The sequence below is a fragment of the Pseudomonas sp. OIL-1 genome (assembly GCF_010669185.1).
In the GTDB taxonomy this organism is placed as follows: Bacteria; Pseudomonadota; Gammaproteobacteria; order Pseudomonadales; family Pseudomonadaceae; genus Halopseudomonas; species Halopseudomonas profundi.
This window is the reverse complement of the sequence record NZ_CP048629.1, coordinates 2,984,185-3,009,590: the sequence shown is the minus strand read 5'-3', so window position 1 is coordinate 3,009,590 and position 25,406 is coordinate 2,984,185. Positions and strand designations below refer to the sequence as shown.

Genomic DNA, 25,406 nt, shown 5'->3' with positions numbered 1-25,406 from the left:
GTATGCGCAGGCTCCACGCCGGCATAGTGCTACCGGCGCCTCCATCTACATTAGTTCAAAGTACGCCATCCGACGAGTCGAACTTGACATCTGAGCCGGCCTTCTTGGACTTCGTGGCGCCGCTATTGAAATACATCAATGCAGGCACCATCTCATCGCAAGAGACTCACAATAGTACGTTCAACCACACAGGAACCTTCAATGACTGACCAGTCTTCAACGAAACCAGATTTCATCGAGGGGGACGAGCAGGAACCTAAACAGGATTTCGAGCCTGGCACTGGCCTGGTCATTCCCAACCAGCGGCTGCCGGACAAGATCTACCTGCTACCTATCCACAACAGGCCGTTCTTTCCAGCCCAAGTCATGCCGGTGGTCATCAACGAAACGCCCTGGGCAGAAACCATCGAGCAGGTGGCCAACACGCCCCACCACGCGCTTGGTCTGTTCTATGTCGACTCGCCGCTGGACGAAAGCGGCCACCTTGACCCTAGCCATCTCCCGGATACTGGCTGCGCGGTCAAGATCCACCATGCAGTCAGGGAAGACGGCAAGATCCAGTTTATCGCCCAGGGGCTTACCCGCGTCCGTATCACCAACTGGCTGACCCGCAAGCCGCCCTATCTGGTCGAGGTCGAATATCCCGAGTCGCCGACCGACGAGCGCGACGAAGTACGCGCCTATGCCATGGCCCTGATAAATGCCATCAAGGAGCTGCTTCCGCTGAACCCGCTCTATAGCGAGGAGCTGAAAAACTATCTGAATCGCTTCAGCCCGAACCAGCCCTCGCCGCTCGCGGACTTCGCAGCGGCGCTGACGTCAGCGCGCGCCGAAGAATTGCAGGATGTACTGAACACCATCCCTATCCTGCGACGCATGGAAAAAGTGCTGGTCATGCTCAAGAAGGAGATCGACGTTGCGCGGCTACAGGGCGAGATCAGCGCGGAAGTTAACCGCACTATCAGCGAGCATCAGCGCAAGTTCTTCCTCAAGGAGCAGCTCAAGGTTATCCAGCGCGAACTGGGTTTGTCGAAGGACGACCGCACCGCCGATATCGAGCAGTTTCGCCAGCGTCTGGCAGACAAGACGTTGCCAGAGCCAGCCAGCAAGAAGATCGAGGAAGAGTTGCAGAAGCTTTCAATACTGGAGACCGGGTCTCCGGAATATGGCGTAACCCGTAATTATCTCGATTGGGCTACGTCCATCCCCTGGGGCCTTACCCATGCCGACAAGCTGGATATCAAGCATGCCCGCAAGGTCCTCGATCGGGATCATGATGGGCTCGAGGACGTCAAGCAGCGCATACTCGAGTTTCTGGCTATCGGCGTATTCAAGGGCTCTGTTTCGGGCTCCATCATCCTTCTTGTTGGCCCGCCTGGCGTCGGTAAGACCAGTATCGGTCACTCGATTGCGGAAAGTCTGGGGCGCCCTTTCTACCGGTTCAGTGTCGGCGGCATGCGTGACGAGGCGGAGATCAAGGGTCACCGCCGCACCTATATCGGCGCCATGCCGGGTAAGTTCGTACAGGCCTTCAAGGATGTCGGCGTAATGAACCCGGTGATCATGCTCGATGAAATCGACAAGCTCGGCAGCAGCCATCAGGGCGACCCGGCATCGGCGCTCCTCGAGACACTGGACCCGGAACAGAACAACCAGTTTCTCGATCACTACCTGGACATGCGTCTGGATCTTTCCAAGGTGCTCTTCGTATGTACAGCCAACACGCTGGATAGCATTCCCGGCCCGCTACTCGACCGTATGGATGTGATTCGCCTGTCTGGCTATATCGCCGAGGAAAAGCTCGCAATCGCCAAGCATCATCTGTGGCCGCGGCAGCTGGAGCGCGCCGGGTTACGCAAGAGCCAGCTGCGTATCACTGACAAGGCGCTACGCGAGATCATTGAGGGTTATGCCCGCGAGGCTGGCGTTCGTAATCTGGAAAAACAGCTGGCCAAGATAATCCGCAAATCGGTCATGCAGCTGCTGGAAGACCCCGATCGCAAGGTCACCATCAAGCCAGACGATCTCAAGGCTCTGCTCGGCACCCCCGCATTCCGTACGGAAAAGACGCTCAAGGGCGTCGGTATCATTACCGGCCTGGCCTGGACCTCGATGGGCGGCGCGACCCTGCCAGTCGAAGCAACCCGCATTCATACCCTCAATCGTGGATTCAAACTGACCGGCAAGCTGGGTGACGTGATGAAGGAGTCGGCGGAAATTGCCTACAGCTACGTCTGTGCCAATCTTGGACGGTACAAGGCAGACAAGGATTTTTTCGACGAAGCCTTCGTGCATTTGCATGTCCCCGAAGGCGCGACGCCCAAGGACGGCCCGAGCGCGGGCGTAACGATCGCCAGCGCCCTGCTCTCATTGGCTCGCGATGAGGCGCCGCGTGAAGCAATAGCCATGACAGGCGAAATCACTCTCACCGGACAGGTGCTGCCGGTCGGCGGTATCAGGGAGAAGGTTATCGCAGCGCGCCGGCAGTCGATTTATGAATTGATACTGCCTGAAGCCAATCGAGGCGATTTCGAGGAACTGCCGGATTATCTGACCAAGGGGATGACGATTCACTTCGCCAGTCATTTCCGCGACGTGGCCAAACGACTATTCAACTAGCAAACCGGAGTACTGCGTCAGTCCAGCGTGCTGGCAATCTGGCGCAGTAATTCCGATGACGCTTTAACTGTCGCGACGCGGTGGCTGCGCGCCCTGCTTGCCAGGGAACAGATCCTCGTCGTCATCCAGCTCTTCGACCTCGGGCATCTTGCGCAGACCATCACGGAGCATTTCATCATCATGCGGTTCCGGTTGCGCATCGGCGTCCTGACTTCCCGGGTCCCGATTGCCTGGCGCAGGGGTCAAGCCTTCGATCAGATCCCAGTCCGGATCCAGCGTAAAGTCATTCAGGTTCAGCTCGCTGCTCTCCTCATTGCTGGCGAAATCGCCTGATGCATATGACTCGGTACTGCCCGCGCCCTCATCCAGATCGTCGTCCAGTAGCGGCTCGAGCTCATCGACCTGCTCCACCTGATCGCTGCGTCCAGAGAACAATTCCGGGTAGCGCGATTTGATTTCATCAATCCGCGTCGGATTACCGCCGACCGCGAGGATCGCCTGTTCCTGCTCGGTAAATTGGCGCACTTCACCCAACTCGGCCAGCACTCGCAGTTGCTGATAACGCAGGTCCAGACGCTTGGGATTCTCTTCGATGGCCCGTTCCAGCATGACCAGTGCCTCAGCAAAGCGCCCGTAAGTGATGTAAAGCTCCACCCCATCGAGCTGGTCCACTGGTCGCGTCGTACGAGGCGCAACGGCTTCCCTGACCATGGTGGTCTGCACTGCAGCCTCGGCAGCGAGTGTCGCCGCAGCAGCCTCAGGTACCGTCAGCTCCCGCCCATCGACCGTCGTCGTGTCAGCTTCCTGCTCACTTTGCCTGCGCTTCCACAGCCATAGCAGCGTTCCGAGCAATGCCGCGAGCAGGCCTAACAGCGCGGGCCACCAGCGCGACAAGAACGTTTCGTTGCTGACTTGCGGCTCAGGTATGGCGACTTCGGCAGCGATTGCACCGGATTCCGGTTCAGCGCTACCAGACGCAGCGACTGCGCCGGCCCGCTCAGCGTTCTCGCCTACCGTGCCTACCGTGCCTACCGGTGCGATACCGCCCGACGTGCTTTGCGCCTCGGAAGCCTGGGCGGCACGCAAAACCTCAAGCTCCGCCTGCAGATTGGCAATCTGGCGATCACGCGCATCCAGCTCATTCAACAGGACATTGAATCGCGCCTCCAGCGACTGCAGCCGATCAAGCAGAACCTGATTGTTCGCAATAGCGGTATCCGCGGTGGTCTCTTCGATCCGGAATCGCGCACTGGTATTCGACCCGGCACCTTCCGACCGAGCCCGATCAGTCGCTGACGCTGTTTCCGAGTCATCGGATCTCGTCGCCCGTTCCGGTGCAGCCGGGTCAGGACGCGCGCCCTGGGACCCTGCGGTGTTTGTGTTCGAGTCCGTCGGCGCTGTCTGCGCTGTGGCCTCGACGCCCAGCTGCTCTGCAGTAGGCAGCACCAACCTGGCGTTGCTGCGCAGCCGGCCAATATCGCCGCCGATGAAGGCATCTGGGTTCAGGGCCTGGATAGCCAACATATTGTCGCGGATAGAAACCGAATCGGTCGGGCGCGTCTTCGCCGCAATCTCCCAGAGAGTATCCCCCGCCACCGTGTTGTACGTGCTGGCGCCTGGCTGAGCGGTGATATCCGGCAACTGTGCTGGTCGGGCAGGCGCAGCGGAGCGGTTAGTAGAAGAAGAACTGCTGCCCGTGCGCGGTACAGGCGCAGCGGACGCCTGACGCGCTGGCGCCTGGCTCAGCAAACCTGCGTTGGGATCGTACAGGGGCGGGTCGAGCAACAGCGTGTACTCACGCAATACGCGGCCATTAGGCTGACGCAGCTCGACCAGAAAATTCAGATAGGGCTCCAGTACCGGCTTGCTCGATTCGATGCGGATGACCATCTCGTTGCCCGTGATCACCGGGGTGAAGCGCAGGTCGGACAAAAAGAAGGGACGCTCGATACCTGCGTTGGCAAACGCCTCAGCGCCCGCGAGCGATACCCGGATTTCCTCCGGAGAAAACCCCTGGCTGCCTTGCAACTGGATGATTGCGTTCAAGGGCTGATTCAGGGCAGATTGCAGTTCAACCTCACCTAACCCCAGGGCATTGCTCAAACCTGCATAAAGAGCCGCCACCGAGGCGACGCCGAAAACCAACTGGCGCTTTACTGCCATACCCTTTCCTCTGTTATATGAACGACAGACGCTGTGCGACGCTGTCGCTGCCTTCCCGGACACGTTCTCATGCCAGTGAGACCTTTCCGATCACAACTAATATCACTATGACATCACTTTGACTGAAAAACGAGCAGCGCAATGACCCTGTCGTCAAAAAATGGTTCGCGGTGCGTATCATAACCGTAATGGTCATTTTCATGACATAGCGTGTCGTCCGGGATTTGCCGTCGGGGGGCTCACCGCCTATATAAACGCTGCGCCACAGAGGACCTGGCAATCACCAGCTATCGCTGAAAGCAAGTAGTGCACTGGCCAGGCACTGGATTGTCGGCGCCCTCTTACGCGTCGTTTTGCGCTAAAATCCCGACCTCAAAATGATCCGGACCTGACAATGACGGAAGTAGATAAACTGTTCGCTACCCCACTGAGTCGGGTGGCTGATTTCGTATTCGATCATGATGTGGCGAAAGTTTTCCCCGATATGATCAAACGTTCAGTGCCTGGTTACCCCACCATTGTAGAGAGTATCGGGCTGATTGCCGGACAGTATGCCCAGCCAGGCAGCCTGATCTATGATCTGGGATGCTCGCTTGGCGCTGCCAGCCAGTCGATGCGCCGGCACGTGCGCGCCGACGGCTGCCATATCCGCGCCGTCGATAATGCTGAGGCGATGACCGAGCGCTGCCGCGAATACCTCACCGCGCAGGACGCGATGGTGGAAGAGCTCACGCCAATCGACGTGGTGCACGGCGATATACTCAACCTTCCGTTTGAGCCGTGTTCGGTCGTGGTGCTGAACTTTACCTTGCAATTCATCGATCCGGAGCAGCGCCTGGCCCTGCTTACGCGCATCCACGAAGCACTGTTGCCTGGCGGCATATTGGTTTTGTCGGAGAAGCTGCACTTCGCCGACGAGAGCACCCAGCAGAGCCTCGAGTTGCTGCACTACGCATTCAAGCGCGCCAACGGCTACAGCGAACTGGAAATTGCACAGAAACGCTCAGCGATTGAAAAGGTGATGCTTCCGGACACTCTGGAAACGCACCTCGAACGGCTGCAACAGGCCGGCTTCAAGCACGCCCATAGCTGGTTTCAGTGTCTCAACTTCGGCTCGATGATTGCCCACAAATGATTGACTTCGCACCGCTGTATCACAGCCTGGCAGGTACCCCGCTGGAACATTGGCTGGATCCCCTGCCCGCCGCCCTTGAAAAACGTATGGAAACCGCGCGCAGGCATGGCGATTTGCCGCGTTGGCAAGCCTGTCTGGACTTGTTGCCAGACCACGACCAGGTAGCCGTTGAACTGCATGATCGCATCAGCGTGGGCCGAGCCGACCAGCTGACGGAGGCGGAGCACACACGTCTCGAACAGGCGCTGCGTGGTCTGCACCCCTGGCGCAAAGGCCCCTTCGAACTGTTCGGCATGCATATCGATACCGAATGGCACTCCGACTGGAAGTGGCAGCGCGTGGCACCGCACCTTTCTCTGACGGGAAAACGGGTGCTGGATGTCGGTTGCGGCAACGGTTACTACATGTGGCGGATGTGGGAGGCAGGTGCTCGACAGGTCATCGGGGTGGATCCGAATCTGTTGTTCATGACCCAGTTCGAAGCGGTGCGTCATTACCTGCCGGATGCGCCGGTATGGCTACTGCCGCTAACGCTGGAAGACCTGCCGGAACCCACCGGCGGCTTCGATACCGTGTTTTCCATGGGTGTGTTCTACCACCGACGCTCGCCCATCGATCACCTGCTGCAGCTCAAGGCCTGCATTGCCCGGGGCGGCGAACTGGTACTGGAAACACTGGTTATTGAAGGCGACGAAAACAGCTGCCTGATGCCGCAGGACCGCTATGCCCAGATGAGAAATGTGTGGTTCCTGCCATCGGTGGCGATGCTCGAGCGGATGCTGAGTCGCGCGGGGTTCGTCAATATCCGTTGCGTTGACCTCAACCGCACCAGCACCGAAGAGCAGCGCAGCACTGACTGGATGCGCTTCCAGTCGCTACCGGATTTCCTCGACCCGGAGAATGCTGCACTGACCTGTGAAGGTTACCCGGCACCGCTGCGTGCCACGCTGATCGCCGAGCTGCCCTGACCTGTTGTGAGTAATATCAGCCGAAGACTGTGACGGTCTGGCGGCTGATGGCGACCAGCTCGCCGCGTTCGTTCCAGGCTTTGGCTGCGGTGTGCCCGTAACCATCGCGGGCGCGCTCGATTTCGGCCCGGTACAGCAGGTATTCGGTATTACCGACCTGCGGTTGTGGCTGCATGAATTCGATGGTCCAGGTCAGCGTACTCGCCGGCGCGCGTTGCGCCAGATGCGGCAGCACGGCAGGCGGCCAGACATCCATCAGTCCCAGAATATGTCCTTCGTGGATATCACCTTCGTCCTGACTGAAGCCCATCCAGCCGCCCATCTCGCGCTTGCGGCTGTTGGTGAACGGCAGATCACCGAAGAGCCAGCGCACCGAGAAGTGCTGGATGAAGTCGGGACTGATTCCCTTGACGAAAGGCAGTTCCTTGCAATGCTGCGGAGCACTTACCTGCGGCGCGTCTTCGGCGGCGACGTCAACTACCGACTCACGGGACGCGCCGAAGCTGCCCTGAATGATGCACATTGTCTGCCCATTCTGCACGGCCTTGCCAAGCATCTGCGTCACCGCCTTGCCTTCGCGCAGCACCTCGCTTTCGACCTTCATCGGCTCTCCCGGCGCGACCGGGCCGACGAACGTGATGGCCAGCGAGCGAACCGGACGGCCACTTGCCTTGGCGCGCATGCCTTCGAAAACCAGCGCGGCGATCAAACCGCCGTAACCAGCCCTGCCCTGGGCCCAGCTGGCAGGAACAGTAACCTGATGGTCTGGAGATTCAGCCAGCGCAGCGAGCAAATCAGCGAAAGTCATGGTCGTCTCTCTTCATGAATGTTTTCAGCATGTTAGGTGATCCTGCCAGAGCAGCAAAGGCTCCCGTTCCATCATCGATTCGCGGAATGACGCCTTATCGCGCATCGTCTGTGATCAACCGCAAGCCGCATAACCAACCGAGAGCCAGCCAGGCTGCGGGGAGTTCTGGCCAATCATTATCACCCAGCCCATCCAGTGCAGATCCGGGTTCGCCCGCCCGTGCGAGCAATTGATCCTGCCACCAGCCCACATATTTACCGGAGCCAGGCGGGTAGCGCTCAAGCATGACCGTACGCAGCCTGAGCGGTAACGATTCGAACAACAACACATCGATGGCCGGGTAGATCTTCTGCTCATTTTTCAGATAGGCAGACTCGGCGGCAGGTTGCAGATCCAGTTGCCGGGCAAGCACGACAAGCTGCGCGGCATATTCGCGATGACTGTGCAACGGATCGAGCCGCACCCGCCAATCCAGTTGTAGCCGCTCAATCGCCTCTATCAGCGTACTGGCCCCGGCACTCGGCGCATCAAGCAGACTGGCCAGCCAGCGGCGCTGATGGAGCGGCAAGGCTTGCACAAGCAACCCGAGCTCGGCACTGCTGGAGCCTGGCCGTGGCTTCCAACTGGACACCTCCGCATCAGGGATTGCCATCATGCGAGCACAACGAGCGGTCCAGTCGGCCGGCATCAGCTGGTTCTGAAGCGCTTCCCAACGCTTGACCAGCGTTTGCCGACGCTTCGCCAGCCAGCGCTCCATCAGCCAGCGCTGCCGTGATTTATGGGGTTTGTTCATCCTTGACCTTGCCTAACCGTTCCCGAATTCCATTGATAATGCCGCGGTTGTCTTCGGCCAGCATCTGACGGTCTGGCAGTGGCACCGCCCGGCACAGATCCAGGGTAAAGTGACCCAGCCTGGCGCTATACAAGCCGACACCGATCCCCTGTCCGATACGGGCAGCCAGTTTTTCCATGATCCCCGACAACAAGCTGTCGCTCAGCGCGCCGATGGCCATCTCGGTACCACCGGCCAGCGCAATATTACGCAGCACATGCCGCGCCAGTCGCCAACGTCCAAGCTGGCCCATCGGCAATCCGAAACACACGGCTACGCGCTGCATCATGCGCAAGTTCCGCCAGACGACCAGAAGCAGATCCACCGCCACCCAGGGGCTGGTCGCCACCAGCATGCCGGTGCCGATGGCGCCGCGGCGGACCATCTGCCGCGCTTGCATGTCCAGTGGCTGGTAAAACAACAGATTCAAGCGCCTGCTCACCTCGTCGGCGCCGTGAGAGCCATCGAGGTCGGCGCAGGCGATGCGCATGCGCGACGCCAGGGGTGTATTGGCGTAGAGCTGCTGCAGGCGATCCAGCCAGTCCACAGCCAGCCGCTCACGAGGATCCGCCAGCGCGGCCTGCATTTCCAGACGCAACTGCTCGAGTTCGGTGAGCCGTCCGCGCTGCCGGCGCAGATCGCGCCAGGCCATTACACCCGTGCCAGCAATACCGACACCCAGGGCGCCGAGCAGACCGCCAGCCACGGGATGCCATTGCCAGGCAGACAGTGTCCAGGTAGACCATTCGTAGACGGCGCCACCGAGTGCGACACCCACTGCTGCGCGCCATAAACGACGCGGCCAGGGGCTCAAAGGTGGTGCGTTGATTGCGCCAGGCAGAGGTAATTCTTCCGCGATTTCCTGCTCACGCGGCGTCATGCTGGCTTCGCCAATAATGCGGGTCCGTGTGAGCTCAGCCTCGGTGGCAGGCTGCTCCCAGGATTCCAGAATCCGGGTCTTCTCGCGCCGCATTTCGTCTTGATTCATACCTGGCTCCCGTCGACCAACCAGCCGATCAGATCATCCATGCGGTAATGGGGAAAGGGCTCGTTGCGGTGCAGCCCAGGCGGTGGCCGCAATTTGAGCAGCTCCGGTCCTTCAACCTGGAGATCCAACGGCAGATGTTCGGGAATGCTGCCGGGCTGATAGCGCACCCAGCCGGTTTTGCCGACGAGCCCGGCCACCAGCGCGTCGCCCTCCTGACGCGTCGAACGGATTGCTGCCAACGGAAAGCCCCGCACTTTCACCCCACCATGTCTGACTTCTGACAAGCTATCGGTGACCAGGTCTTCCAGGCATTGTTGTACAGCGCGCTGTTGCCCGGGTACCACCTGATCCACCTTGGTTGCGCAGACCGCCAGCTGGTTGATACGCGGCTTGAAAAGCCGCTCGAAGAAGGTGTTGCGGCCATAGCGAAAACTTTCGAGCACTGATTCAAGGCCAGCTTTGAGGTCGGTCAGCGCGTTCTGGCCGGCATCCATCGGAGCCAGCATGTCAACCAGCAGTATCTGCCGGTCCAGCCGGCTGAAGTGCTCGTCGTAGAACCCCTTGACGATGTAGTCGCGATAATAATTGAAGCGCGCCTCGCATTCGGCCCACCAGGTCCCCTTGCCGCCACTGCTGTGCTGATTGGCTGATAACAGCGGAACAAAGCGCAGCATCTCCGGTGCAACGCCACTGCCGGGCAATAGAAACCGGCCCGGCTGATTGCGCGCCAGTCCCGCCTCGCTGCGGCAACGTCGCAGGAACGCCGTCCACTCTTCGGTGAGCTTTGCCAATTGCTCGGGATCGTGCGGCTTGTCCGCGGGCAAGGCCATCAGCTCGTCCCGCAGGGGCCCGGCCAGACTGCGCCGCGGCTCGGTATCCAGCCAGCTGCGCATCTGCTCGCACCACTGGCCATAACTCAGGCGCAGTAACGGCAGATCAAGTAGCCATTCACCCGGATAATCCAGGATTTCCAGCCGCAGTGACCGCGGTCCTTGCAGCTTCTTGAGTAATCCTTGCGAGCGAAAGCGCAGATCGACCACGACACGGGACAGATCCCGGGTGGATTCCGGCCAGCTGGCCGGATCGAGGGACAGCGAGCGCAGCGCCTCGAGGTAGGGAAAGGGCTGCTCGACTGAATCACGCTGCCAGCGGACGGATTCCAGGCGGTCGAAGGGAGCACGCCTGGCCAGCAAGCCGCGCTGGTGGTTTTCCAGCTGATTGATCAGGCTGGTGATGAAGGTAGTTTTACCGGCAGCGCTGAGCCCGGTCACCCCGACCCGCAATCGCTGGGTAGTCAAACGTCCGGCCTGCTCCCGCGCTTGCTGTACCAGGCCGTTTTTTTTCCGTACTACCATGCACCTGCTCCAGTAATCATTTATGGTTAGGTTCTGCAGTTAAGTATTGCATAACGACTAAAAGGAATTGAGGTAGCACTAATGGCATATTCTGACACCCACAGCAAAACCATCGGTTACCTGCTGTGGATCTTCGGGTTCATGGGCGCTCACCGGTTCTACTATGGCAAGCCCTGGACTGGCACGCTGTGGTTTTTCACGCTGGGTCTGTTTTTCATCGGCTGGATCGTCGACCTGTTTCTGATTCCGTCCATGGACGATAAAGCCGATCGGCGCTTTCGCAGCGGCCCCGTCAATTTCAATCTCAGCTGGGTGCTGCTCACCTTCCTGGGTATTTTTGGCGCCCACCGTCTGTATCTGGGCAAATGGATCACCGCGATCATCTATTTCTTCACGGGTGGCCTGTTCCTGCTTGGCGTTTTGTACGATTACTGGACGCTGAACGAGCAGATTTCCGAGAAAAATATCCAGCGCTCGTGGTAATGCGGGCCGTGGAGACTGCGCGAATCAGGTAAACTGGCGGCCTTTTTTCAGCCGGTCAGACTCATGCTTACGCGTCTTTACCAACTCATTGAGCACAGCAGCACCCGCAATGCGGGTGCGCCCGCGCTTGTATGGCGCGATCAGGTTCTCGACTACGCACAGCTGCGAGACGACGTCGAGGCCTTCGCCGGCAGCCTGCAGGCTTTGGGCATACAGCGTAACGATCGGATTGCAGTCTACCTACCAAAACAACCTGAAACCGTGATTGCGCTTTTTGGCAGTAATCGCGCAGACGCGGTGTTTGTTCCGGTCAACCCGCAGCTCAAAGCCACCCAGGTTGGCCACATTCTGCAAGACGCAGGCGCTCGCTGGCTGGTTACAAGCGCCCAGCGGGCGGGCCAGCTGAAAGACACTATCGCTCACTGCAGTGATCTGAGCGGCGTCATTCTGGTCGACAAGGCTGCCGATTTGCCGGTTCGAACCATTGTCTGGGCAGATCTGCCGACTGCGGCTCCGCAGCCGAGCAAGGCGATCGACAGTGATATGGCCGCCCTGCTCTATACCTCCGGCAGTACCGGGCAACCCAAGGGGGTGATGCTCAGCCAGCGCAATATGCTGGTGGGAGCTCAAAGCGTTGCCGAGTATCTGCACAATTCAGCGGAAGACCGCTTGCTGGCGGTGCTGCCGCTTTCGTTTGATTACGGTTTGTCGCAACTCACCACTGCCTTTCTGCGTGGCGCCAGTGTGATATTGCTGGACTATCTGCTACCGCGTGATGTCATCAAGGCCGTGGCACGCTATCAAGTCACCGGCCTGGCCGGTGTACCGCCACTCTGGCAACAGCTGGCCGAGCTGGAATGGCCGGATGAAGCCCGGTGCCTGCGTTATTTCACCAACTCCGGCGGCCGCCTGCACGCAGCGACTTTGCAGACCCTGCGCGCTGCACAGCCGCAGGCGTTGCCCTACCTCATGTACGGCCTGACCGAAGCCTTCAGGTCGACCTGGCTGCCACCACACCGGATTGATGAAAAACCCGGTTCCATCGGCATCGCGATTCCCAATGCCGACGTGCTCGTGGTGCGAGAAGACGGCAGCCTGTGCGATGACGATGAAGAAGGTGAGCTGGTACATCGCGGTGCCTTGGTCGGCATGGGTTACTGGAATGACCCAGCACGTACCGCCGAGCGTTTCCGACCCGCGCCCTGTCAGCCACATCAACAGCCGATCCCGGAGCTCGCGGTATGGTCAGGCGATCGGGTGTTTCGCGATGCTGAAGGTTTCATGTTCTTCGTCGGCCGCCGCGACGAGCAGATCAAATGTTCCGGCTACCGGATCAGCCCCGACGAGATTGAACAGACACTGCTGGAAAGCGGCCTGGTAGATGAAGCGGTTGTTACCGCGGCGGAGCATCCCAGCCTCGGTCAGGCGCCCATCGCTGTGCTGCGTGGCAACCGGGACAACGAAGCGCAACTGCAGACCTGGCTCAAATCACGCTTGCCCAACTATATGCAACCCCAGGCGTGGATCTGGTGCGAGACCATTCCGCGCAATGCCAATGGCAAGTACGATCGAAGCCTGCTGCGTCAAGGCTACGCGCGACAGTTCAATCACGCCTGAGCGCTGCTCAACAGGCCCCGATGACTCAAGGTAATGCCATGAAACCGGAAGATCTGCAGCTACTCCTGACCCGCGAGATGCCCTTCGGCAAATACAAGGGCCGGCTCATTGCTGATCTGCCTGGCCATTATCTGAACTGGTTTGCCCGGGAAGGCTTCCCCTCCGGAGAAATCGGCCGGTTGTTGGAGTTGATGCAGGAAATCGACCACAACGGCCTGTCGTACCTGCTTGATCCGCTGCGTAGCGATGTTCGCCGCGCCAGACCTTGACCTTCGAATCGGGACAGATATGACCACTCACGCCGCTTTCGACAACCTGCCCATCCAGTCCAATCAGCTACTGATAAACGGCCAGACACTGCAGCAACTGACCCTGCGTGCCGGCCAGACGCCCTTCTATGCCTATGATCGCGCCATGATCCGGCGCCGGGTGGCTGAGTTGCGCAGCGCGCTGCCCGATTGTATTGAGCTGCATTATGCAATCAAGGCCAACCCGATGCCGGCAGTCGTGCAACTCATGGCCAGCGAGGTAGACGGCCTGGATGTCGCATCCATCGGCGAGTTGCGCACGGCACTTGATACCACCATGGATCCGCAGGAAATCAGCTTTGCCGGCCCGGCCAAGGGCGACCATGAGCTGGCTGCGGCGATCGCCAGCGGTATCATGTTGAACGTGGAATCCGCCGGGGAGCTGACGCGCATCCGGCGGATCGCCGGGGAATTCGGCCTGCAGCCGCGCATCGCCCTGCGCGTGAATCCCGACTTCGAGCTCAAGTCTTCCGGCATGAAGATGGGCGGGGGTGCAAAACCCTTCGGTATCGACGCCGAGCAGATACCCGCTCTGCTAGATACCTTGCGTGACGGCCCGCTGCAGCTCTGCGGCCTGCATATATTCAGCGGCTCACAGAATTTGCGTCAGGCGGCGATTGAAGAAGCCCAGCTACAGACCTTTGCCCTGGCCAAGCGCCTCAGCGACGCCTGGGGCAAGCCGTTCGAGCTGATCAACCTGGGCGGCGGGCTGGGTATTCCGTACTTTCCGGGTGAACAGGCGCTTGACCTACCGGCGGTGGGCAAGCATCTACAAAGCCTGATCGATGATAATGCCCACTGGCTTGGCCAAACCCGGCTGGTCATGGAGTTGGGCCGCTATCTGGTTGGCGAAGCGGGCTATTACGTATGTCGCGTGATCGAGCGCAAGGAGAGCCGCGGCCAGACGTACCTGATGTGCGATGGTGGGCTGCATCATCATCTGGCCAACTCGGGGAATTTCGGTCAGGTACTGCGCAAGAACTATCCCGTGCTCATCGGTAACAAGGCCGGGTTGCCCTCCACCGAGACAGTGACGGCCCAGGGCCCGCTGTGCACACCTCTGGATATCCTTGCCGACAAGGTCAGCCTGCCCGAAGCTGCGCCGGGCGACTGGCTGGTGGTGTTGCAATCGGGCGCCTATGGCGCCAGTGCCAGCCCGGCATCCTTTCTCGGACACCCGACTGTGGTGGAGTTGCTGGTCTGAGGTAACGGGGCCTTGTTACCAGCAGTGCCGGCTAGATCGGATCGTTGCGGTACAGCAGCTCATCGGGCAGATGAACCAGATAGTCTTCAGGCTCAGGCGGCATCTGCAAGTGATAGCCCTGGGCTTTCAGGTTATCCATCACCTTGAGCACGTCTTCACGCGCGAGTTTGCGCTGCTCGGTCAGGACCAGATCCATGGCGTGTTCCGGCACGCCGAAAACGACCGACAAATGTCCGGGCAGCTCTTCCAGATCGGTTTCCTTCGGTACGTATAGATACATCCCCGGCTTGCGCTTGCTACGGTAAATCGACACTTCAATTTGCATACTCAACCTGCGTTAGCCACGTCCAGTAATTCGGCGCCCATCAGTTCGCGCCGCCAACCATTCAATTCGTCGGGCAGGCTGTAAGGGCCCGCCGGATAACCTGTACGCACGATGGCTTCCAGTACTTTTTTGCGCAGCATCAATTCAGGCGCGATATTCAGTTTGACTGCATGTCGCTGTCCAATCTTACGCAGCGACTTCAACAGGCGATTGGCATCCGGCGGCAGCGGCTCGGGCAAAGGCTGTGGCCACTCGGATGGAGGTATCGCCTGGCCCTGACGGACCAACTCGAGCACCATTTCACCATCATGTCGGACCGAACGAGGATGCATATCCTCGATTCTGGAAAGTGTCTGGAGCGAGTCGGGCTGGCGTTGTGCAATCGGAACCATCGCCGATTCGCGCAGGATACGGTTACGCGCCTGATCCCGCTGCCGCGCTTCACGCTCCCGCCATGCCGCGAGCAGTTTGAGTATGGCCAGTTCATCGGGCTTCAGACGCCAGGCCTGCTTGATGCCCCGATATGCCTGGTCAGGGTCCTGCAAGACCCCTACATGACTGCCCTGCTCCGCCGTATCGCTGAGCAACCAGGAGGTAAGACCCGCTGCATCGATACGCGGCGCCATGAGTTCATAGATCTGCGCGAGGTGCAGCGCATCGTCTGCGGCGTACTGCAGCTGCGTCGGGCTCAGGGGCCGCTGCAGCCAGTCCGATCGCGTTTCGTCCTTGGCCAGCTCGATATCGAGCAAGGCTTTTACCAGCCGGGAATAGCCCATGGAAAAGTCCATGCCGAGATAGGCAGCCGCGAGCTGGGTATCAAATAACGGTTGTGGGACCACGCCACACAGATGATGAAAGACTTCCAGATCTTCGCTGCAGGAATGGAACACCTTGATCACCCCGGGAGCGCCCAGCAGCTCGACCAGGGGAGCCCACTCGGTGATAGCCAGCGGGTCGATCAGATAAGCATGCTGTCCATCGCCGATCTGGATCAAACCAGCAATCGGGTAGAAGGTCTCGGTGCGTACAAACTCGGTGTCTACCGCCACATAGGGTAACTTGAGCCATCGCTCACACCACTCTGCGAGCACTTCATTACGATCAATAAACAATGTTTTCGCCTGGGTCACTTCCATCATGTTTTCCTCGTTTCGCGGCGAGCCCCGACGAAACGTCAACAGCCCCAAACCAGCCGCAAGTATACCCGATCCGCTTCTGGCCGCACTGCACTCTAGGGTCTGTTGCCGTTTCATTGCGGCCGCGACGGAAGCCCGTTTCGTGCAGAACAAGGCGCGAGGAGTGAAGTTTGGTTGTTCCAAATGAGCGACGAGTAACGCAGGGCTGCGCTAAACGAGCCCCGTCCCTACGGGTGGGGCCGCCTAGGTTGCGTGGCAAATGACGCCACGCGGCGTTGCGGGACTTGGCAAGGGAACAACCATTACCTGCGTCCCGCGCCTTGCGGATCGCCGCCCGGCCTTGCGCCATTTGACACAGCAACGCGGCTCGCGATGAAACGGCAACAGACCCTAGACCGGTAAAAGTTTTGCTTTTGCTATCAAGAATATGCCTCACCGACCGATACCAAGACATAACACTCGGGAAATGGATTAGGCATGGTTTCTTTCAAGCATGTACCGCTGAAATACAAGTTCTGGGCAGTGAACGGCGTTTCGTTCGTCAGCCTGCTGCTACTGGTATTGGTCGCTCTGTACGCTGAGCAAAATGCTTTGCATGGCGAGCGCAAGGCACTGGCCGCTTCGTTGATCCATAGTCTGCCTGAAAATCAGCACGTACCCGGTCTGAGCTGGATCAATCCCGCAGCGATACGCAGCCAAATGAAAGCTGGCGCTGGCACTTCGGACGTATGGATCCCGCAAGAGAACCTGAAGCAAGCCGCTACTGGCGACCTGTTTGGTCTGTGGACGGCGCAGGTCGATGGGCAGCAGCGCGCGCTGGGCGTACAACGCCAGGATTATATGGCGTTGTTGCTTTCCCGAATTACTACCTACGCCCCGGCAGTCTTTATGCTGATGCTCGGCGTTCTGGTCGTCTCCCAGGTGCTGATCCTGTTCATTACGCGCCATATTATTGCCGTGCGTGACGTCATGTTATCCGTGCAGGAAACAGGTGATCTGCGGTTGCGTGCCCGAGCTGACACACGTGATGAGGTCGGATCCATCGCCAGAGCCTTTAATGCCATGCAAAGTGCCCAGCAGGAAGTAGTAGGCTCGGTTCGCCAGGCGGCCGAACAGCTAGACCGCAGAGCCAGCGAACTGGCCGGGCTGATGGTACGGGTGCGCGATGGGATGACGGCACAACAAGGCGAGACCGACATGGTCGCCGCTGCGGTCAACGAAATGGGCGCTACGGTACAGGATATTGCCGGCAATACTGCGCGAACCAGCGAACGCTCCAACCGTACCGATGGCCTGGCGCGGGAAGGCCGCGATCAGGTCGTTCGGGTCAGCCAGACGATTACCGGTCTGGCAACCAGCATTGAACGCTGCACCAAGCATATGCAAAACCTCGAAGGCCACAGCCAGGAAATCAGCGGTGTAGTCAGGGTTATCGGCGAGATTGCTGAACAAACCAACCTGCTTGCTCTGAACGCTGCCATTGAGGCTGCCCGCGCGGGTGAGTCCGGGCGTGGTTTTGCGGTCGTTGCTGATGAGGTCAGAGCGCTGGCTCAGCGCGTACAGACATCCACCAACGAAATACAGCGAATGATCGAGGGGTTGCAGCGCGGCACAGGTGATGCAGTCCGGGACATGCAGGACAGTGCGCGGTTAACCCATGAGTCGGTCGAGCAGGTAGAACAAGCGGGCGTCTCGTTGGGGGAGATTACCGCAGCGGTCACCGCCATTCGCGACGGCAACTCGGAGATCGCATCAGCTGTCGAGCAACAGAGCCAGGCGGCTGAAGCCATTACCCAGAGCGTTATCCAGATACGTGACGTAACGGAACAAACCGTCGATCAGACTCGCCAGAGTGCCACCACCAGCGAACAATTGGCGGCCCTGGCTCATCAGCTGACGGATTCGGTAAGTAGACTAAAAACCTGAGAGTCGGATTGAGCGCCATTGCCATGCGAGTTGCAATGACGCCAATCGAGTTACGGAAGGGTTAACGCTTACTGCAGAGCAATACGGGCACGGTTTTTTTCGACGGTAGCCGCACCAATACCCGATACTTCGGACAGGGACTCGACGGAAGCAAAACTACCATTGGCTTCGCGGTAGGCAACAATGGCATCCGCCTTGGCAACACCGACACCCTGCAGGGTTTCGGCGATTTCCGCGGCGCTGGCGTTATTGATGTTGACCGAGATAACCGATGCCGGGGCCGCGGATGTCTCGGCAACAACCGGGAGCGCGAACCAGGACGACAGGACAAACAGAACAGCAAGATATATGGCTTTCATAGGTTTCTTCCTTGATTTGAGTTAAGCCGCACTGCCCGCGAATACCACTACGCGGGTCGACTATCCCTGCGGCTTCACAAACGTAGAACAACCCAACCCCATTAAGCAAAACGGATCACATGGTTTGTGATCCGTTAGCCATAGCTGCCCCTACTACTGTGCGCTACCTCTAGATTGCAGACAGACCCCGCTGCAGATCCGCGCGGAGATCTTCTACGTCCTCCAGTCCTACCGCCAAACGGATCAGGCCTTCGTTGATACCGGCTGCCAAGCGCACGTCGGGCGCCAGGCGACCGTGGGTAGTGCTGGCCGGATGGGTGATGGTCGTTTTGCTGTCACCCAGATTCGCAGTGATGGAAAGCATCCGTGTGGCATCGATAAAACGCCACGCAGCATCGCGACCGCCCTCAAGCTCAAAGCTCACCACTGCACCGAAACCGCTTTGCTGAGACTTGGCCAGTTCATGCTGCGGATGAGAGACGAGCCCAGCGTAATACACCCGCTGGATAGCCGGTTGCTGCTCCAGCCACTCGGCAAGAATCTGGGCGTTTGCACAATGCTCTCTCATGCGCAAACGAAGCGTCTCGAGTCCCTTGAGAAATACCCAGGCATTGAAGGGGCTAAGGGTCGGGCCGGCAGTGCGCAGGAACCCGACGATTTCCTTCATCTGCTCACTGCGTCCGGCGACCACGCCGCCGAGACAGCGGCCCTGGCCATCGATGTATTTGGTTGCTGAGTGCACAACGATATGCGCACCAAGCTCAAGTGGCTTCTGCAAGGCCGGCGTGCAGAAACAATTATCGACAACCAGCCAAGCGCCCTGCTCGTCTGCCACCGCAGACAGGCCGCGGATATCCACCAGCTCTGCCAGCGGATTGGACGGAGACTCGACGAAGAACATTCTGGTATTCGGCTTACACGCAGCCTGCCAGCCATCCAGATCGGCAAGTCCAACGTAGTCAATCTCAATCCCGAAGCGCTTGAAGTACTTGTCAAACAGGCTGACGGTTGCCCCGAAAACACTACGCGACACCAGGATATGGTCACCGGCTGAACAAAGGCTCATGACAGTGGCCAGAATCGCAGCCATGCCCGACGCGGTAGCAACCGCCTGTTCTGCACCTTCCAGCGCGGCGATGCGCTCCTCGAAGGTGCGCACGGTCGGGTTCATGTACCGTGAATAGACATTACCCGGCGCATCACCGGCAAAGCAGGCCGCGGCATCCGCGGCGCTGCGAAACACATAGCTCGAAGTGAGGAACAACGCTTCGCCGTGCTCCGCTTCAGGTCCGCGGCGCTGCCCGGCCCGTACCGCCAGTGTGTCAAAGCCGGCGTCGCCCAGATCACTGTTGAGCCGGCCTGGCTCCCATTCAGTTGTCATGTCAGTCTCAACCATTGTGCTTGTGCAGATCGATCATTTCATTGTGAATCTCGCCACCAGCCATGGCAGCGTCGTTACGCGCCTGCTCGATCTTGCCGAGATAGGCTTCGTTCACGTCGCCGGTGACATATTCACCGTCAAACACCGAACAGTCGAACCGACCGAGTTTCGGGTTGCCTTCGCGTACCGCATCGACCAGATCTTCGAGGTCCTGATATACCAGCCAATCGGCCCCGATCAATTCGCAGACTTCTTCTGTCGTACGGTCATGCGCGATCAGTTCATGCACGCTCGGCATATCAATGCCGTATACATTCGGGAAGCGAACCGCGGGTGCTGCCGAACAGAAATACACGTTCTTGGCGCCGGCTTCCCGGGCCATCTGGATAATCTGTTTGCAGGTCGTACCGCGCACGATGGAATCGTCCACCAGCATCACGTTCTTGCCGCGGAATTCCAGCTCAATGGCATTCAGCTTCTGGCGCACGGACTTCTTCCGGGCCGCCTGGCCCGGCATGATGAAGGTGCGGCCGATGTAGCGATTCTTGACAAAACCTTCACGAAACTTGACGCCCAGATGGTTAGCCAGCTCGACGGCGGACGTGCGGCTGGTGTCGGGGATCGGAATGACTACATCAATCCCATGGTCCGGCCGTTCGCGCTGAATTTTCTCGGCGAGCTTCTCACCCATACGCAGGCGCGCCTTGTACACCAGAATACCGTCAATCATCGAGTCAGGTCGGGCCAGATACACGTGCTCGAAAATGCATGGCGAATACTGCGCGTTATCTGCGCACTGACGCGTGAACAGCTCACCCTGCTCGGTGATATACACCGCTTCGCCGGGCGCCAGGTCGCGAATCAGCTCAAAACCCAGCACATCAAGCGATACACTTTCCGAGGCGATCATGTACTCCGTCCCGCTCTCGGTGTCACGCTTGCCGAATACGATGGGGCGAATCGCATTGGGATCACGGAAACCGACGATTCCATAGCCGGTGACCATGGCGATAGCGGCGTAGCCACCCCGGCAACGGGTATGTACGGCACGCACAGCATTGAAGATATCTTCCTCACCCGGCTGCAATTTACCTGCCCGAGCGAGCTCGTGAGCGAACACGTTGAGCAGCACTTCCGAGTCGGAGTTGGTATTGACATGACGCAGATCAGACTCGTAGATCTCGCGCGACAGCTGCTCGACGTTGGTCAGGTTGCCGTTATGCGCAAGGGTGATGCCATACGGGGAGTTGACATAGAACGGCTGAGCCTCAGCAGAGCTGGAGGACCCGGCCGTAGGATAGCGAACATGGCCAATACCCATGTTGCCGATCAGACGCTGCATATGGCGCTGATGGAAGACGTCGCGCACCAGGCCGTTGTCCTTGCGCAGGAACAGCCGCCCCCTGTCGCTGGTTACGATGCCGGCGGCGTCCTGGCCGCGATGCTGCAGGACGGTCAGGGCGTCATAGAGCGCCTGATTGACGTTCGATCTGCCCACTATGCCAACAATGCCACACATACCTGAACCCTTTCGTTAACGTTGAAACGCGCTCGCCGAGGAAGGCGGAAATCAGCGACCTATCAAACCCAGGATGAAATCCTTGGACCAGTCGGCCACCAGCAAAAAATGGGGAATGAGTTGCGATTGACGCCACCACTCATCAGCCTCTACCGGGGCCAGGCTCAACAATCCAGCAGCCACGACCACCAGCAAGACGCCTCGCGCGGCGCCAAAGACCATCCCGAGGAAGCGATCAGTACCCGACAGACCGGTCGCCACAACCAGCTGACCGATCAGGTAATTGAGCAATCCACCCAGAATCAATGTGAGAACGAAGAGAATACCGCAGGCCACGATGACACGCAGCGATGGCGTTTCAATATAGCCGGTGAGCAGGTCGGCAAAGGCCCCGCCGAACATCCAGGCTACCAGGCCAGCGATCACCCAGGTCAGCAAGGACAGGGCTTCCTTGACGAAGCCACGAGTCAGGCTGATTAGAGCCGATACGACAATGGTCCCGATTATTACCCAATCTACCCAGGTGAATGTCACTATTCGGCGCCCTGCTGCGAAAAGTGCGTCATTCTATCAGAGCGCCGTATCGGATCGAAACATCATTGCGAGCGATTGTCGGAGTCGTATGCGACGACCATTCCCTTGCTGCCATGTCGCCGTGCCAACTCGTCGCGCAGACGGTTCGCACCCTCACGATCGATTACCGGCCCGACGAATACACGGGTGAGCGACTGACCGTCGACACTGGAAGACCGGGTATAGGCGTTGTAGCCCTGGGTCAACAGCGTTTCGCGCAAACCCTCTGCGTTGGAGGTGCTGGAGAAGCTTCCCAGCTGCACTACCCAGTCGCCGGTCGGAGCGGACGCTGCTTGCGTCGGCTGAGACGGCGCCGGCTGGGCAGGCGCAGGCGCAGGCGGGATTGCGTCAGCGGGTTGTGGCGTCGGCGCTACTGCAACCGCCGGTTCAGGTGGTTCAGGCGGCTCAGAAGGCTCGGGCAAAGGGATAGGTTCGGGATCGGGTAAGGGTGTGGGCGGCAAGTCAGGGACCTGTTCGGGCTGCGGTAATTCCACTGGCGCAGCCACGTCAATCTCGCGCTCGTCCATCTGGGGCGCAGGAGGGGCATCGATCTCCACCGTGACCGTCTCGTCCTGTCCGGACAACAGCATGGGCAGGAACACCACGGCAGCTACGATAAGTACCAGTGCACCGATTATGCGCTGCTTAAGGCCTTGATCCATCGGTCAGCTCCTGAGTGTGTTCGGAAAGCCAGAGTATGGCGTCTGCCACGCAAAAAAACGATCCGAAAATCACTATTTCGGTTGTCGCCGGCGTGTTATCCAGCGCATCGCGCAACGCGTCTGCGACGGACTGGAAAAGCTCGGCCCGCTCGCCCCTTGCGATCAAATGCTCCGCAAGCTCCTCGGCGGACCGGCTGCGCGGGCTTGGCAGAGGCGTGACCGCCCAGGACTCGAACAGCCCGCTCAACGGCTCCACCACACCGGGGAGATCCTTATCCGAAAGCAGGCCGAAAATGGCATGACGGGTAACCGGACGTTGCTGCAGTGACGCGCCCAGAAACGCGGCCGCGTGAGGGTTATGCCCGACGTCGAGACACACCCTGCGCGGCTGACCGAGCCAGCTCACCGTGCGCCACTCCACGCGTCCGGGCACGTAAGCGTCGCGCAGGGCCTGAGCTGACAGGGTGTCCGACAGGTCCAGACCTGCAGCCCAGAATGCCTGTATCGCCACCGCCAGGTTGTCACGGGGAAGGCGCACCGCCGGAAGATCGGTCAGCGTGCGCGACTGGCTCTTACAATCCAGGCCATACAGCGACCAGCGCCCATCTGTCGTGTGCGACCAGTCAAATTGCGAGCCGCGCTGCAGCAAGTTCGCATTCAGTCGGTTCACTTCGCCGATGAAGCTTGCAGGAAGGTCGATTTCCCCACATACCACGGAGCGACCCTGACGAAGAATGCCAGCTTTCTCATAGCCCACCAGTTCGCGCGTGTCGCCAAGATATTCCTGATGATCCAGACCGATGCTGGTGACCACAGCGACATTCGCATCGACCACATTGACCGCATCCAGCCGGCCGCCGAGGCCTACTTCAAGCACGACGGCATCCAGCTCTGCATCCTTGAACAACCACAGCGCAGCAAGCGTACCGAACTCGAAATAGGTAAGCGAAACCTCACCCCGGGCCTGTTCCACAGCCTCGAAGGCCAGACAGAGCTGGTCGTCAGTGGCCAGCTGGCCGGCGATGCTGATGCGCTCGTTATAGCGGACAAGATGCGGGGAGGTGTAGCAGCCGGCACGCATGCCGGCCTGGTGCAGAAGCGATGCAAGCGCGGCACAGGTGCTGCCCTTGCCGTTGGTGCCGGTCACGGTAAAAACCAGCGAGGCCGGCCGCAGCACGTCCAGCTGGCTGGCGACACGACTGACCCGCGCAAGCCCCATATCAATTTCCTTGGGATGCAGCCCTTCCAGACGGGTCAACCATTCGGTGAGACTGCGCGGCGTCATCAGACCTCGTCGGCCTCGTCTTCAGTTGTCTCGGTCAGCTCGGTTCCGGGCTGAAGCGCCACGCCGGTCATCATCGACAGAATGCTGGCGACGCGATCACGCATTTCCAGCCGCGAGACGATCATGTCCAGCGCACCATGCTCAAGCAGGAACTCACTGCGCTGGAAGCCGGCCGGCAGCTTCTCACGAACGGTCTGCTCAATTACTCGCGGACCGGCAAAACCGATCAACGCGTTGGGTTCGGACATATTCAGATCGCCAAGCATCGCCAGGCTCGCCGACACGCCGCCATACACCGGATCGGTCATCACGGAAATGAACGGGATACCCTCTTCCTTGAGCCGGGCCAGCGCGGCGCTGGTCTTGGCCATCTGCATCAGGGAGAACAAGGCTTCCTGCATCCGCGCACCGCCAGAGGCCGGGAAGCACACATAAGGGATGCGCTCACGCAGGGCAATCTCAGCGCCCCGGACGAAACGCGCACCTACTACGCTGCCCATGGAGCCGCCCATGAAGCTGAATTCGAAGGCGCTGGCGACAATCGGCATGCCCTTCAGCTTGCCTTGCATCACTATCAGAGCGTCCTTCTCGCCGGTTTCCTTCTGCGCGGCGGTCAGGCGATCCTTGTATTTCTTGCTGTCGCGGAACTTCAGCTTATCGACTGGCTCCAGTTCAGCGGCCACTTCAGTGCGGTCTTCCTTATCCAGGAAAATGTCCAGCCTGCGGCGGGCATTGATGCGCAAGTGATGTTGACACTTGGGGCACACGTCCAGATTCTTTTCCAGCTCCGGTCGATACAGCACCGCATCACAGGAGGGACATTTACGCCATAGGCCTTCTGGTACGCTGCTCTTCTGAGCCTCAGAGCGTACGATGGAAGGAATCAGTTTATCCACCAGCCAGTTGCTCATTGCCAATCCTTATTCAATTTATCTGCTGTTCGAGTTGAACTGCTCACTGATCCATCGCCTGTCGCATGTCTCTGATGGTCGCGGCGATCGCTTCGCGGGCCTGTTCCGGCTGGCTGGCGTAGGTCGCAATCTTGTTGACCAACACCGAACCTACCACCACGCCGTCAGCGACCTTGCCCACCGCCGCAGCGGACTCACCGTCGCGTATGCCAAACCCAACGCCGATAGGCAAATCGGTCACAGTGCGCAGCGCTTCGAGTTTGCTTGCCACATCGGTGACGTCCAGAGCACTGGATCCGGTCACACCTTTCAGTGAAACATAGTAGACATAACCACTGGCCTGCTCGCAGATTCGGCGGGCACGGTCCAGGGTTGTCGTCGGCGACATCAGGAAGATACAGTCCAGATCATGCTGCTTGAAAAAGCCAATCACTTCATCGGCTTCCTCAGGGGGCAGGTCGACTGTCAATACGCCGTCCACTCCGGCGTCAGCTGCCTCCCGGGCGAAGGTTTCATAGCCCATGCGCTCAACCGGGTTCAAATACCCCATCAGTACTACAGGTGTCGTCTGGTCCTGTTCGCGGAACGCGCGAACCATATCCAGCACCTGGCGCAGGCTCACATGGTGCAACAGGGCGCGCTCCATCGCCTGCTGGATCACCGGACCGTCAGCCATCGGGTCGGAAAAAGGGATGCCCAGCTCGATGATATTAGCGCCCGCCTCGACCAGTGCATGCATCAGCGGCAGCGTCATGGACGGATCGGGATCACCTGCGGTGACGTAGGGAATCAGGGCTTTGCGGCCTTCACTGCGCAGGTTTTCAAAACATTGTTGAATTCGGCTCATTT

23 protein-coding genes and 1 pseudogene are annotated in these 25,406 nt (G+C 59.4%); 9 read left to right on the top strand and 15 right to left on the bottom strand.

What is annotated here, in order from left to right; all coding sequences use genetic code 11:
• The first annotated feature begins 201 nt into the window (after positions 1-201).
• Entirely contained in the window at positions 202-2,619 is a 2,418-nt protein-coding gene (lon, locus tag G3M63_RS13995) for an endopeptidase La (protein ID WP_150301218.1), read from the top strand.
• 63 nt (positions 2,620-2,682) lie between these two features.
• Here lon and G3M63_RS13990 read toward each other — a convergent pair whose 3' ends face one another.
• Positions 2,683-4,782, bottom strand: a complete 2,100-nt coding sequence (locus tag G3M63_RS13990; RefSeq protein WP_163983533.1) for a FimV family protein — start codon at positions 4,780-4,782, stop codon at positions 2,683-2,685.
• A 394-nt stretch (positions 4,783-5,176) separates the two neighbouring features.
• Between G3M63_RS13990 and cmoA the strand changes: the two genes are divergently transcribed.
• On the top strand, positions 5,177-5,917 hold the full coding sequence (cmoA, locus tag G3M63_RS13985) for a carboxy-S-adenosyl-L-methionine synthase CmoA (RefSeq protein ID WP_150301216.1): 741 nt from the start codon (positions 5,177-5,179) through the stop codon (positions 5,915-5,917).
• Positions 5,914-6,885 (top strand): tRNA 5-methoxyuridine(34)/uridine 5-oxyacetic acid(34) synthase CmoB, encoded by a 972-nt coding sequence (cmoB, locus tag G3M63_RS13980; RefSeq protein WP_163983532.1) that lies wholly within the window; start codon positions 5,914-5,916, stop codon positions 6,883-6,885. Before cmoA ends, cmoB begins: the two co-directional genes overlap by 4 nt.
• A 16-nt stretch (positions 6,886-6,901) precedes the next feature.
• Here the strand turns inward: cmoB and G3M63_RS13975 are convergent, their stop codons facing one another.
• The 4 genes from G3M63_RS13975 to G3M63_RS13960 all read right to left on the bottom strand — a co-directional run bounded on the left by G3M63_RS13975 (position 6,902) and on the right by G3M63_RS13960 (position 10,868).
• Positions 6,902-7,693, bottom strand: a complete 792-nt coding sequence (locus G3M63_RS13975) for an acyl-CoA thioesterase II (RefSeq protein WP_163983531.1) — start codon at positions 7,691-7,693, stop codon at positions 6,902-6,904.
• A 94-nt stretch (positions 7,694-7,787) separates the two neighbouring features.
• The gene (locus G3M63_RS13970; RefSeq protein ID WP_163983530.1) at positions 7,788-8,486 is read right to left on the bottom strand and encodes a hypothetical protein; all 699 of its coding nucleotides are present in this window, start codon (positions 8,484-8,486) and stop codon (positions 7,788-7,790) included.
• Positions 8,470-9,513 carry a TIGR01620 family protein gene (locus G3M63_RS13965; protein WP_163983529.1) on the bottom strand — a complete coding sequence of 348 codons (1,044 nt, stop codon included), beginning with the start codon at positions 9,511-9,513 and terminating at the stop codon, positions 8,470-8,472. The genes G3M63_RS13970 and G3M63_RS13965 overlap by 17 nt, the downstream gene beginning before the upstream one ends.
• Positions 9,510-10,868: a YcjX family protein gene (locus G3M63_RS13960; protein WP_163983528.1), complete on the bottom strand. Its 1,359-nt coding sequence runs from the start codon at positions 10,866-10,868 to the stop codon at positions 9,510-9,512. The genes G3M63_RS13965 and G3M63_RS13960 overlap by 4 nt, the downstream gene beginning before the upstream one ends.
• 81 nt (positions 10,869-10,949) lie before the next feature.
• Here G3M63_RS13960 and G3M63_RS13955 point away from each other — a divergent pair, with 81 nt between their 5' ends.
• The 4 genes from G3M63_RS13955 (at position 10,950) to G3M63_RS13940 (ending at position 14,480) form a co-directional block, all read left to right on the top strand.
• Positions 10,950-11,351 carry a TM2 domain-containing protein gene (locus G3M63_RS13955; RefSeq protein ID WP_150301210.1) on the top strand — a complete coding sequence of 134 codons (402 nt, stop codon included), beginning with the start codon at positions 10,950-10,952 and terminating at the stop codon, positions 11,349-11,351.
• Positions 11,352-11,414: 63 nt separating this feature from the next.
• The gene (locus G3M63_RS13950; protein WP_163983527.1) at positions 11,415-12,968 is read left to right on the top strand and encodes an acyl-CoA ligase (AMP-forming), exosortase A system-associated; all 1,554 of its coding nucleotides are present in this window, start codon (positions 11,415-11,417) and stop codon (positions 12,966-12,968) included.
• A 38-nt stretch (positions 12,969-13,006) separates the two neighbouring features.
• Complete coding sequence (locus G3M63_RS13945) at positions 13,007-13,237, top strand: DUF3820 family protein (RefSeq protein ID WP_150301208.1); 231 nt, start codon at positions 13,007-13,009, stop codon at positions 13,235-13,237.
• A 19-nt stretch (positions 13,238-13,256) separates the two neighbouring features.
• Positions 13,257-14,480, top strand: coding sequence for a pyridoxal-dependent decarboxylase, exosortase A system-associated (locus tag G3M63_RS13940; RefSeq protein WP_163983526.1), 1,224 nt, complete (start codon positions 13,257-13,259; stop codon positions 14,478-14,480).
• Between the two features lie 31 nt (positions 14,481-14,511).
• Here G3M63_RS13940 and G3M63_RS13935 read toward each other — a convergent pair whose 3' ends face one another.
• Both G3M63_RS13935 and rnd read right to left on the bottom strand, forming a co-directional pair.
• The gene (locus G3M63_RS13935) at positions 14,512-14,805 is read right to left on the bottom strand and encodes a YcgL domain-containing protein (protein ID WP_150301206.1); all 294 of its coding nucleotides are present in this window, start codon (positions 14,803-14,805) and stop codon (positions 14,512-14,514) included.
• 2 nt (positions 14,806-14,807) lie between these two features.
• Positions 14,808-15,944 (bottom strand): ribonuclease D, encoded by a 1,137-nt coding sequence (gene rnd, locus G3M63_RS13930; RefSeq protein WP_223825051.1) that lies wholly within the window; start codon positions 15,942-15,944, stop codon positions 14,808-14,810.
• Positions 15,945-16,418: 474 nt separating this feature from the next.
• On the opposite strand from rnd, the pseudogene G3M63_RS19765 reads away from it, so the two are divergent.
• A pseudogene (locus G3M63_RS19765) lies at positions 16,419-17,003 on the top strand (HAMP domain-containing protein); the annotation flags it as partial.
• Between the two features lie 318 nt (positions 17,004-17,321).
• Positions 17,322-17,867 carry a methyl-accepting chemotaxis protein gene (locus tag G3M63_RS19760; protein ID WP_371923588.1) on the top strand — a complete coding sequence of 182 codons (546 nt, stop codon included), beginning with the start codon at positions 17,322-17,324 and terminating at the stop codon, positions 17,865-17,867.
• Between the two features lie 68 nt (positions 17,868-17,935).
• Here the strand turns inward: G3M63_RS19760 and G3M63_RS13920 are convergent, their stop codons facing one another.
• From G3M63_RS13920 to trpA, 8 genes are all read right to left on the bottom strand, one after another.
• Positions 17,936-18,226: a helix-hairpin-helix domain-containing protein gene (locus tag G3M63_RS13920; protein WP_150301204.1), complete on the bottom strand. Its 291-nt coding sequence runs from the start codon at positions 18,224-18,226 to the stop codon at positions 17,936-17,938.
• A 169-nt stretch (positions 18,227-18,395) separates the two neighbouring features.
• Positions 18,396-19,607, bottom strand: coding sequence for an O-succinylhomoserine sulfhydrylase (locus tag G3M63_RS13915; RefSeq protein ID WP_150301203.1), 1,212 nt, complete (start codon positions 19,605-19,607; stop codon positions 18,396-18,398).
• A 7-nt stretch (positions 19,608-19,614) separates the two neighbouring features.
• Entirely contained in the window at positions 19,615-21,126 is a 1,512-nt protein-coding gene (gene purF, locus G3M63_RS13910) for an amidophosphoribosyltransferase (protein WP_150301202.1), read from the bottom strand.
• Positions 21,127-21,177: 51 nt separating this feature from the next.
• Positions 21,178-21,660 (bottom strand): CvpA family protein, encoded by a 483-nt coding sequence (locus tag G3M63_RS13900; RefSeq protein WP_150301201.1) that lies wholly within the window; start codon positions 21,658-21,660, stop codon positions 21,178-21,180.
• A 62-nt stretch (positions 21,661-21,722) separates the two neighbouring features.
• Positions 21,723-22,361: an SPOR domain-containing protein gene (locus G3M63_RS13895; protein WP_163983524.1), complete on the bottom strand. Its 639-nt coding sequence runs from the start codon at positions 22,359-22,361 to the stop codon at positions 21,723-21,725.
• Complete coding sequence (folC, locus tag G3M63_RS13890) at positions 22,345-23,646, bottom strand: bifunctional tetrahydrofolate synthase/dihydrofolate synthase (RefSeq protein WP_163983523.1); 1,302 nt, start codon at positions 23,644-23,646, stop codon at positions 22,345-22,347. The genes G3M63_RS13895 and folC overlap by 17 nt, the downstream gene beginning before the upstream one ends.
• Positions 23,646-24,557, bottom strand: a complete 912-nt coding sequence (gene accD, locus G3M63_RS13885; RefSeq protein ID WP_150301198.1) for an acetyl-CoA carboxylase, carboxyltransferase subunit beta — start codon at positions 24,555-24,557, stop codon at positions 23,646-23,648. Before accD ends, folC begins: the two co-directional genes overlap by 1 nt.
• A gap of 43 nt (positions 24,558-24,600) precedes the next feature.
• On the bottom strand, positions 24,601-25,404 hold the full coding sequence (gene trpA / locus G3M63_RS13880; protein WP_150301197.1) for a tryptophan synthase subunit alpha: 804 nt from the start codon (positions 25,402-25,404) through the stop codon (positions 24,601-24,603).
• Positions 25,405-25,406 lie beyond the last annotated feature (2 nt).

Bases quoted from the DNA above. Each gene is read 5' to 3' on its own strand.
- lon (WP_150301218.1), top strand. From the start codon at position 202: ATGACTGACCAGTCTTCAACGAAACCAGATTTCATCGAGGGGGACGAG.
- G3M63_RS13990 (WP_163983533.1), bottom strand. From the start codon at position 4,782: ATGGCAGTAAAGCGCCAGTTGGTTTTCGGCGTCGCCTCGGTGGCGGCT.
- cmoA (WP_150301216.1), top strand. From the start codon at position 5,177: ATGACGGAAGTAGATAAACTGTTCGCTACCCCACTGAGTCGGGTGGCT.
- cmoB (WP_163983532.1), top strand. From the start codon at position 5,914: ATGATTGACTTCGCACCGCTGTATCACAGCCTGGCAGGTACCCCGCTG.
- G3M63_RS13975 (WP_163983531.1), bottom strand. From the start codon at position 7,693: ATGACTTTCGCTGATTTGCTCGCTGCGCTGGCTGAATCTCCAGACCAT.
- G3M63_RS13970 (WP_163983530.1), bottom strand. From the start codon at position 8,486: ATGAACAAACCCCATAAATCACGGCAGCGCTGGCTGATGGAGCGCTGG.
- G3M63_RS13965 (WP_163983529.1), bottom strand. From the start codon at position 9,513: ATGAATCAAGACGAAATGCGGCGCGAGAAGACCCGGATTCTGGAATCC.
- G3M63_RS13960 (WP_163983528.1), bottom strand. From the start codon at position 10,868: ATGGTAGTACGGAAAAAAAACGGCCTGGTACAGCAAGCGCGGGAGCAG.
- G3M63_RS13955 (WP_150301210.1), top strand. From the start codon at position 10,950: ATGGCATATTCTGACACCCACAGCAAAACCATCGGTTACCTGCTGTGG.
- G3M63_RS13950 (WP_163983527.1), top strand. From the start codon at position 11,415: ATGCTTACGCGTCTTTACCAACTCATTGAGCACAGCAGCACCCGCAAT.
- G3M63_RS13945 (WP_150301208.1), top strand. From the start codon at position 13,007: ATGAAACCGGAAGATCTGCAGCTACTCCTGACCCGCGAGATGCCCTTC.
- G3M63_RS13940 (WP_163983526.1), top strand. From the start codon at position 13,257: ATGACCACTCACGCCGCTTTCGACAACCTGCCCATCCAGTCCAATCAG.
- G3M63_RS13935 (WP_150301206.1), bottom strand. From the start codon at position 14,805: ATGCAAATTGAAGTGTCGATTTACCGTAGCAAGCGCAAGCCGGGGATG.
- rnd (WP_223825051.1), bottom strand. From the start codon at position 15,944: ATGATGGAAGTGACCCAGGCGAAAACATTGTTTATTGATCGTAATGAA.
- G3M63_RS19760 (WP_371923588.1), top strand. From the start codon at position 17,322: ATGCAAAACCTCGAAGGCCACAGCCAGGAAATCAGCGGTGTAGTCAGG.
- G3M63_RS13920 (WP_150301204.1), bottom strand. From the start codon at position 18,226: ATGAAAGCCATATATCTTGCTGTTCTGTTTGTCCTGTCGTCCTGGTTC.
- G3M63_RS13915 (WP_150301203.1), bottom strand. From the start codon at position 19,607: ATGACAACTGAATGGGAGCCAGGCCGGCTCAACAGTGATCTGGGCGAC.
- purF (WP_150301202.1), bottom strand. From the start codon at position 21,126: ATGTGTGGCATTGTTGGCATAGTGGGCAGATCGAACGTCAATCAGGCG.
- G3M63_RS13895 (WP_163983524.1), bottom strand. From the start codon at position 22,361: ATGGATCAAGGCCTTAAGCAGCGCATAATCGGTGCACTGGTACTTATC.
- folC (WP_163983523.1), bottom strand. From the start codon at position 23,646: ATGACGCCGCGCAGTCTCACCGAATGGTTGACCCGTCTGGAAGGGCTG.
- accD (WP_150301198.1), bottom strand. From the start codon at position 24,557: ATGAGCAACTGGCTGGTGGATAAACTGATTCCTTCCATCGTACGCTCT.
- trpA (WP_150301197.1), bottom strand. From the start codon at position 25,404: ATGAGCCGAATTCAACAATGTTTTGAAAACCTGCGCAGTGAAGGCCGC.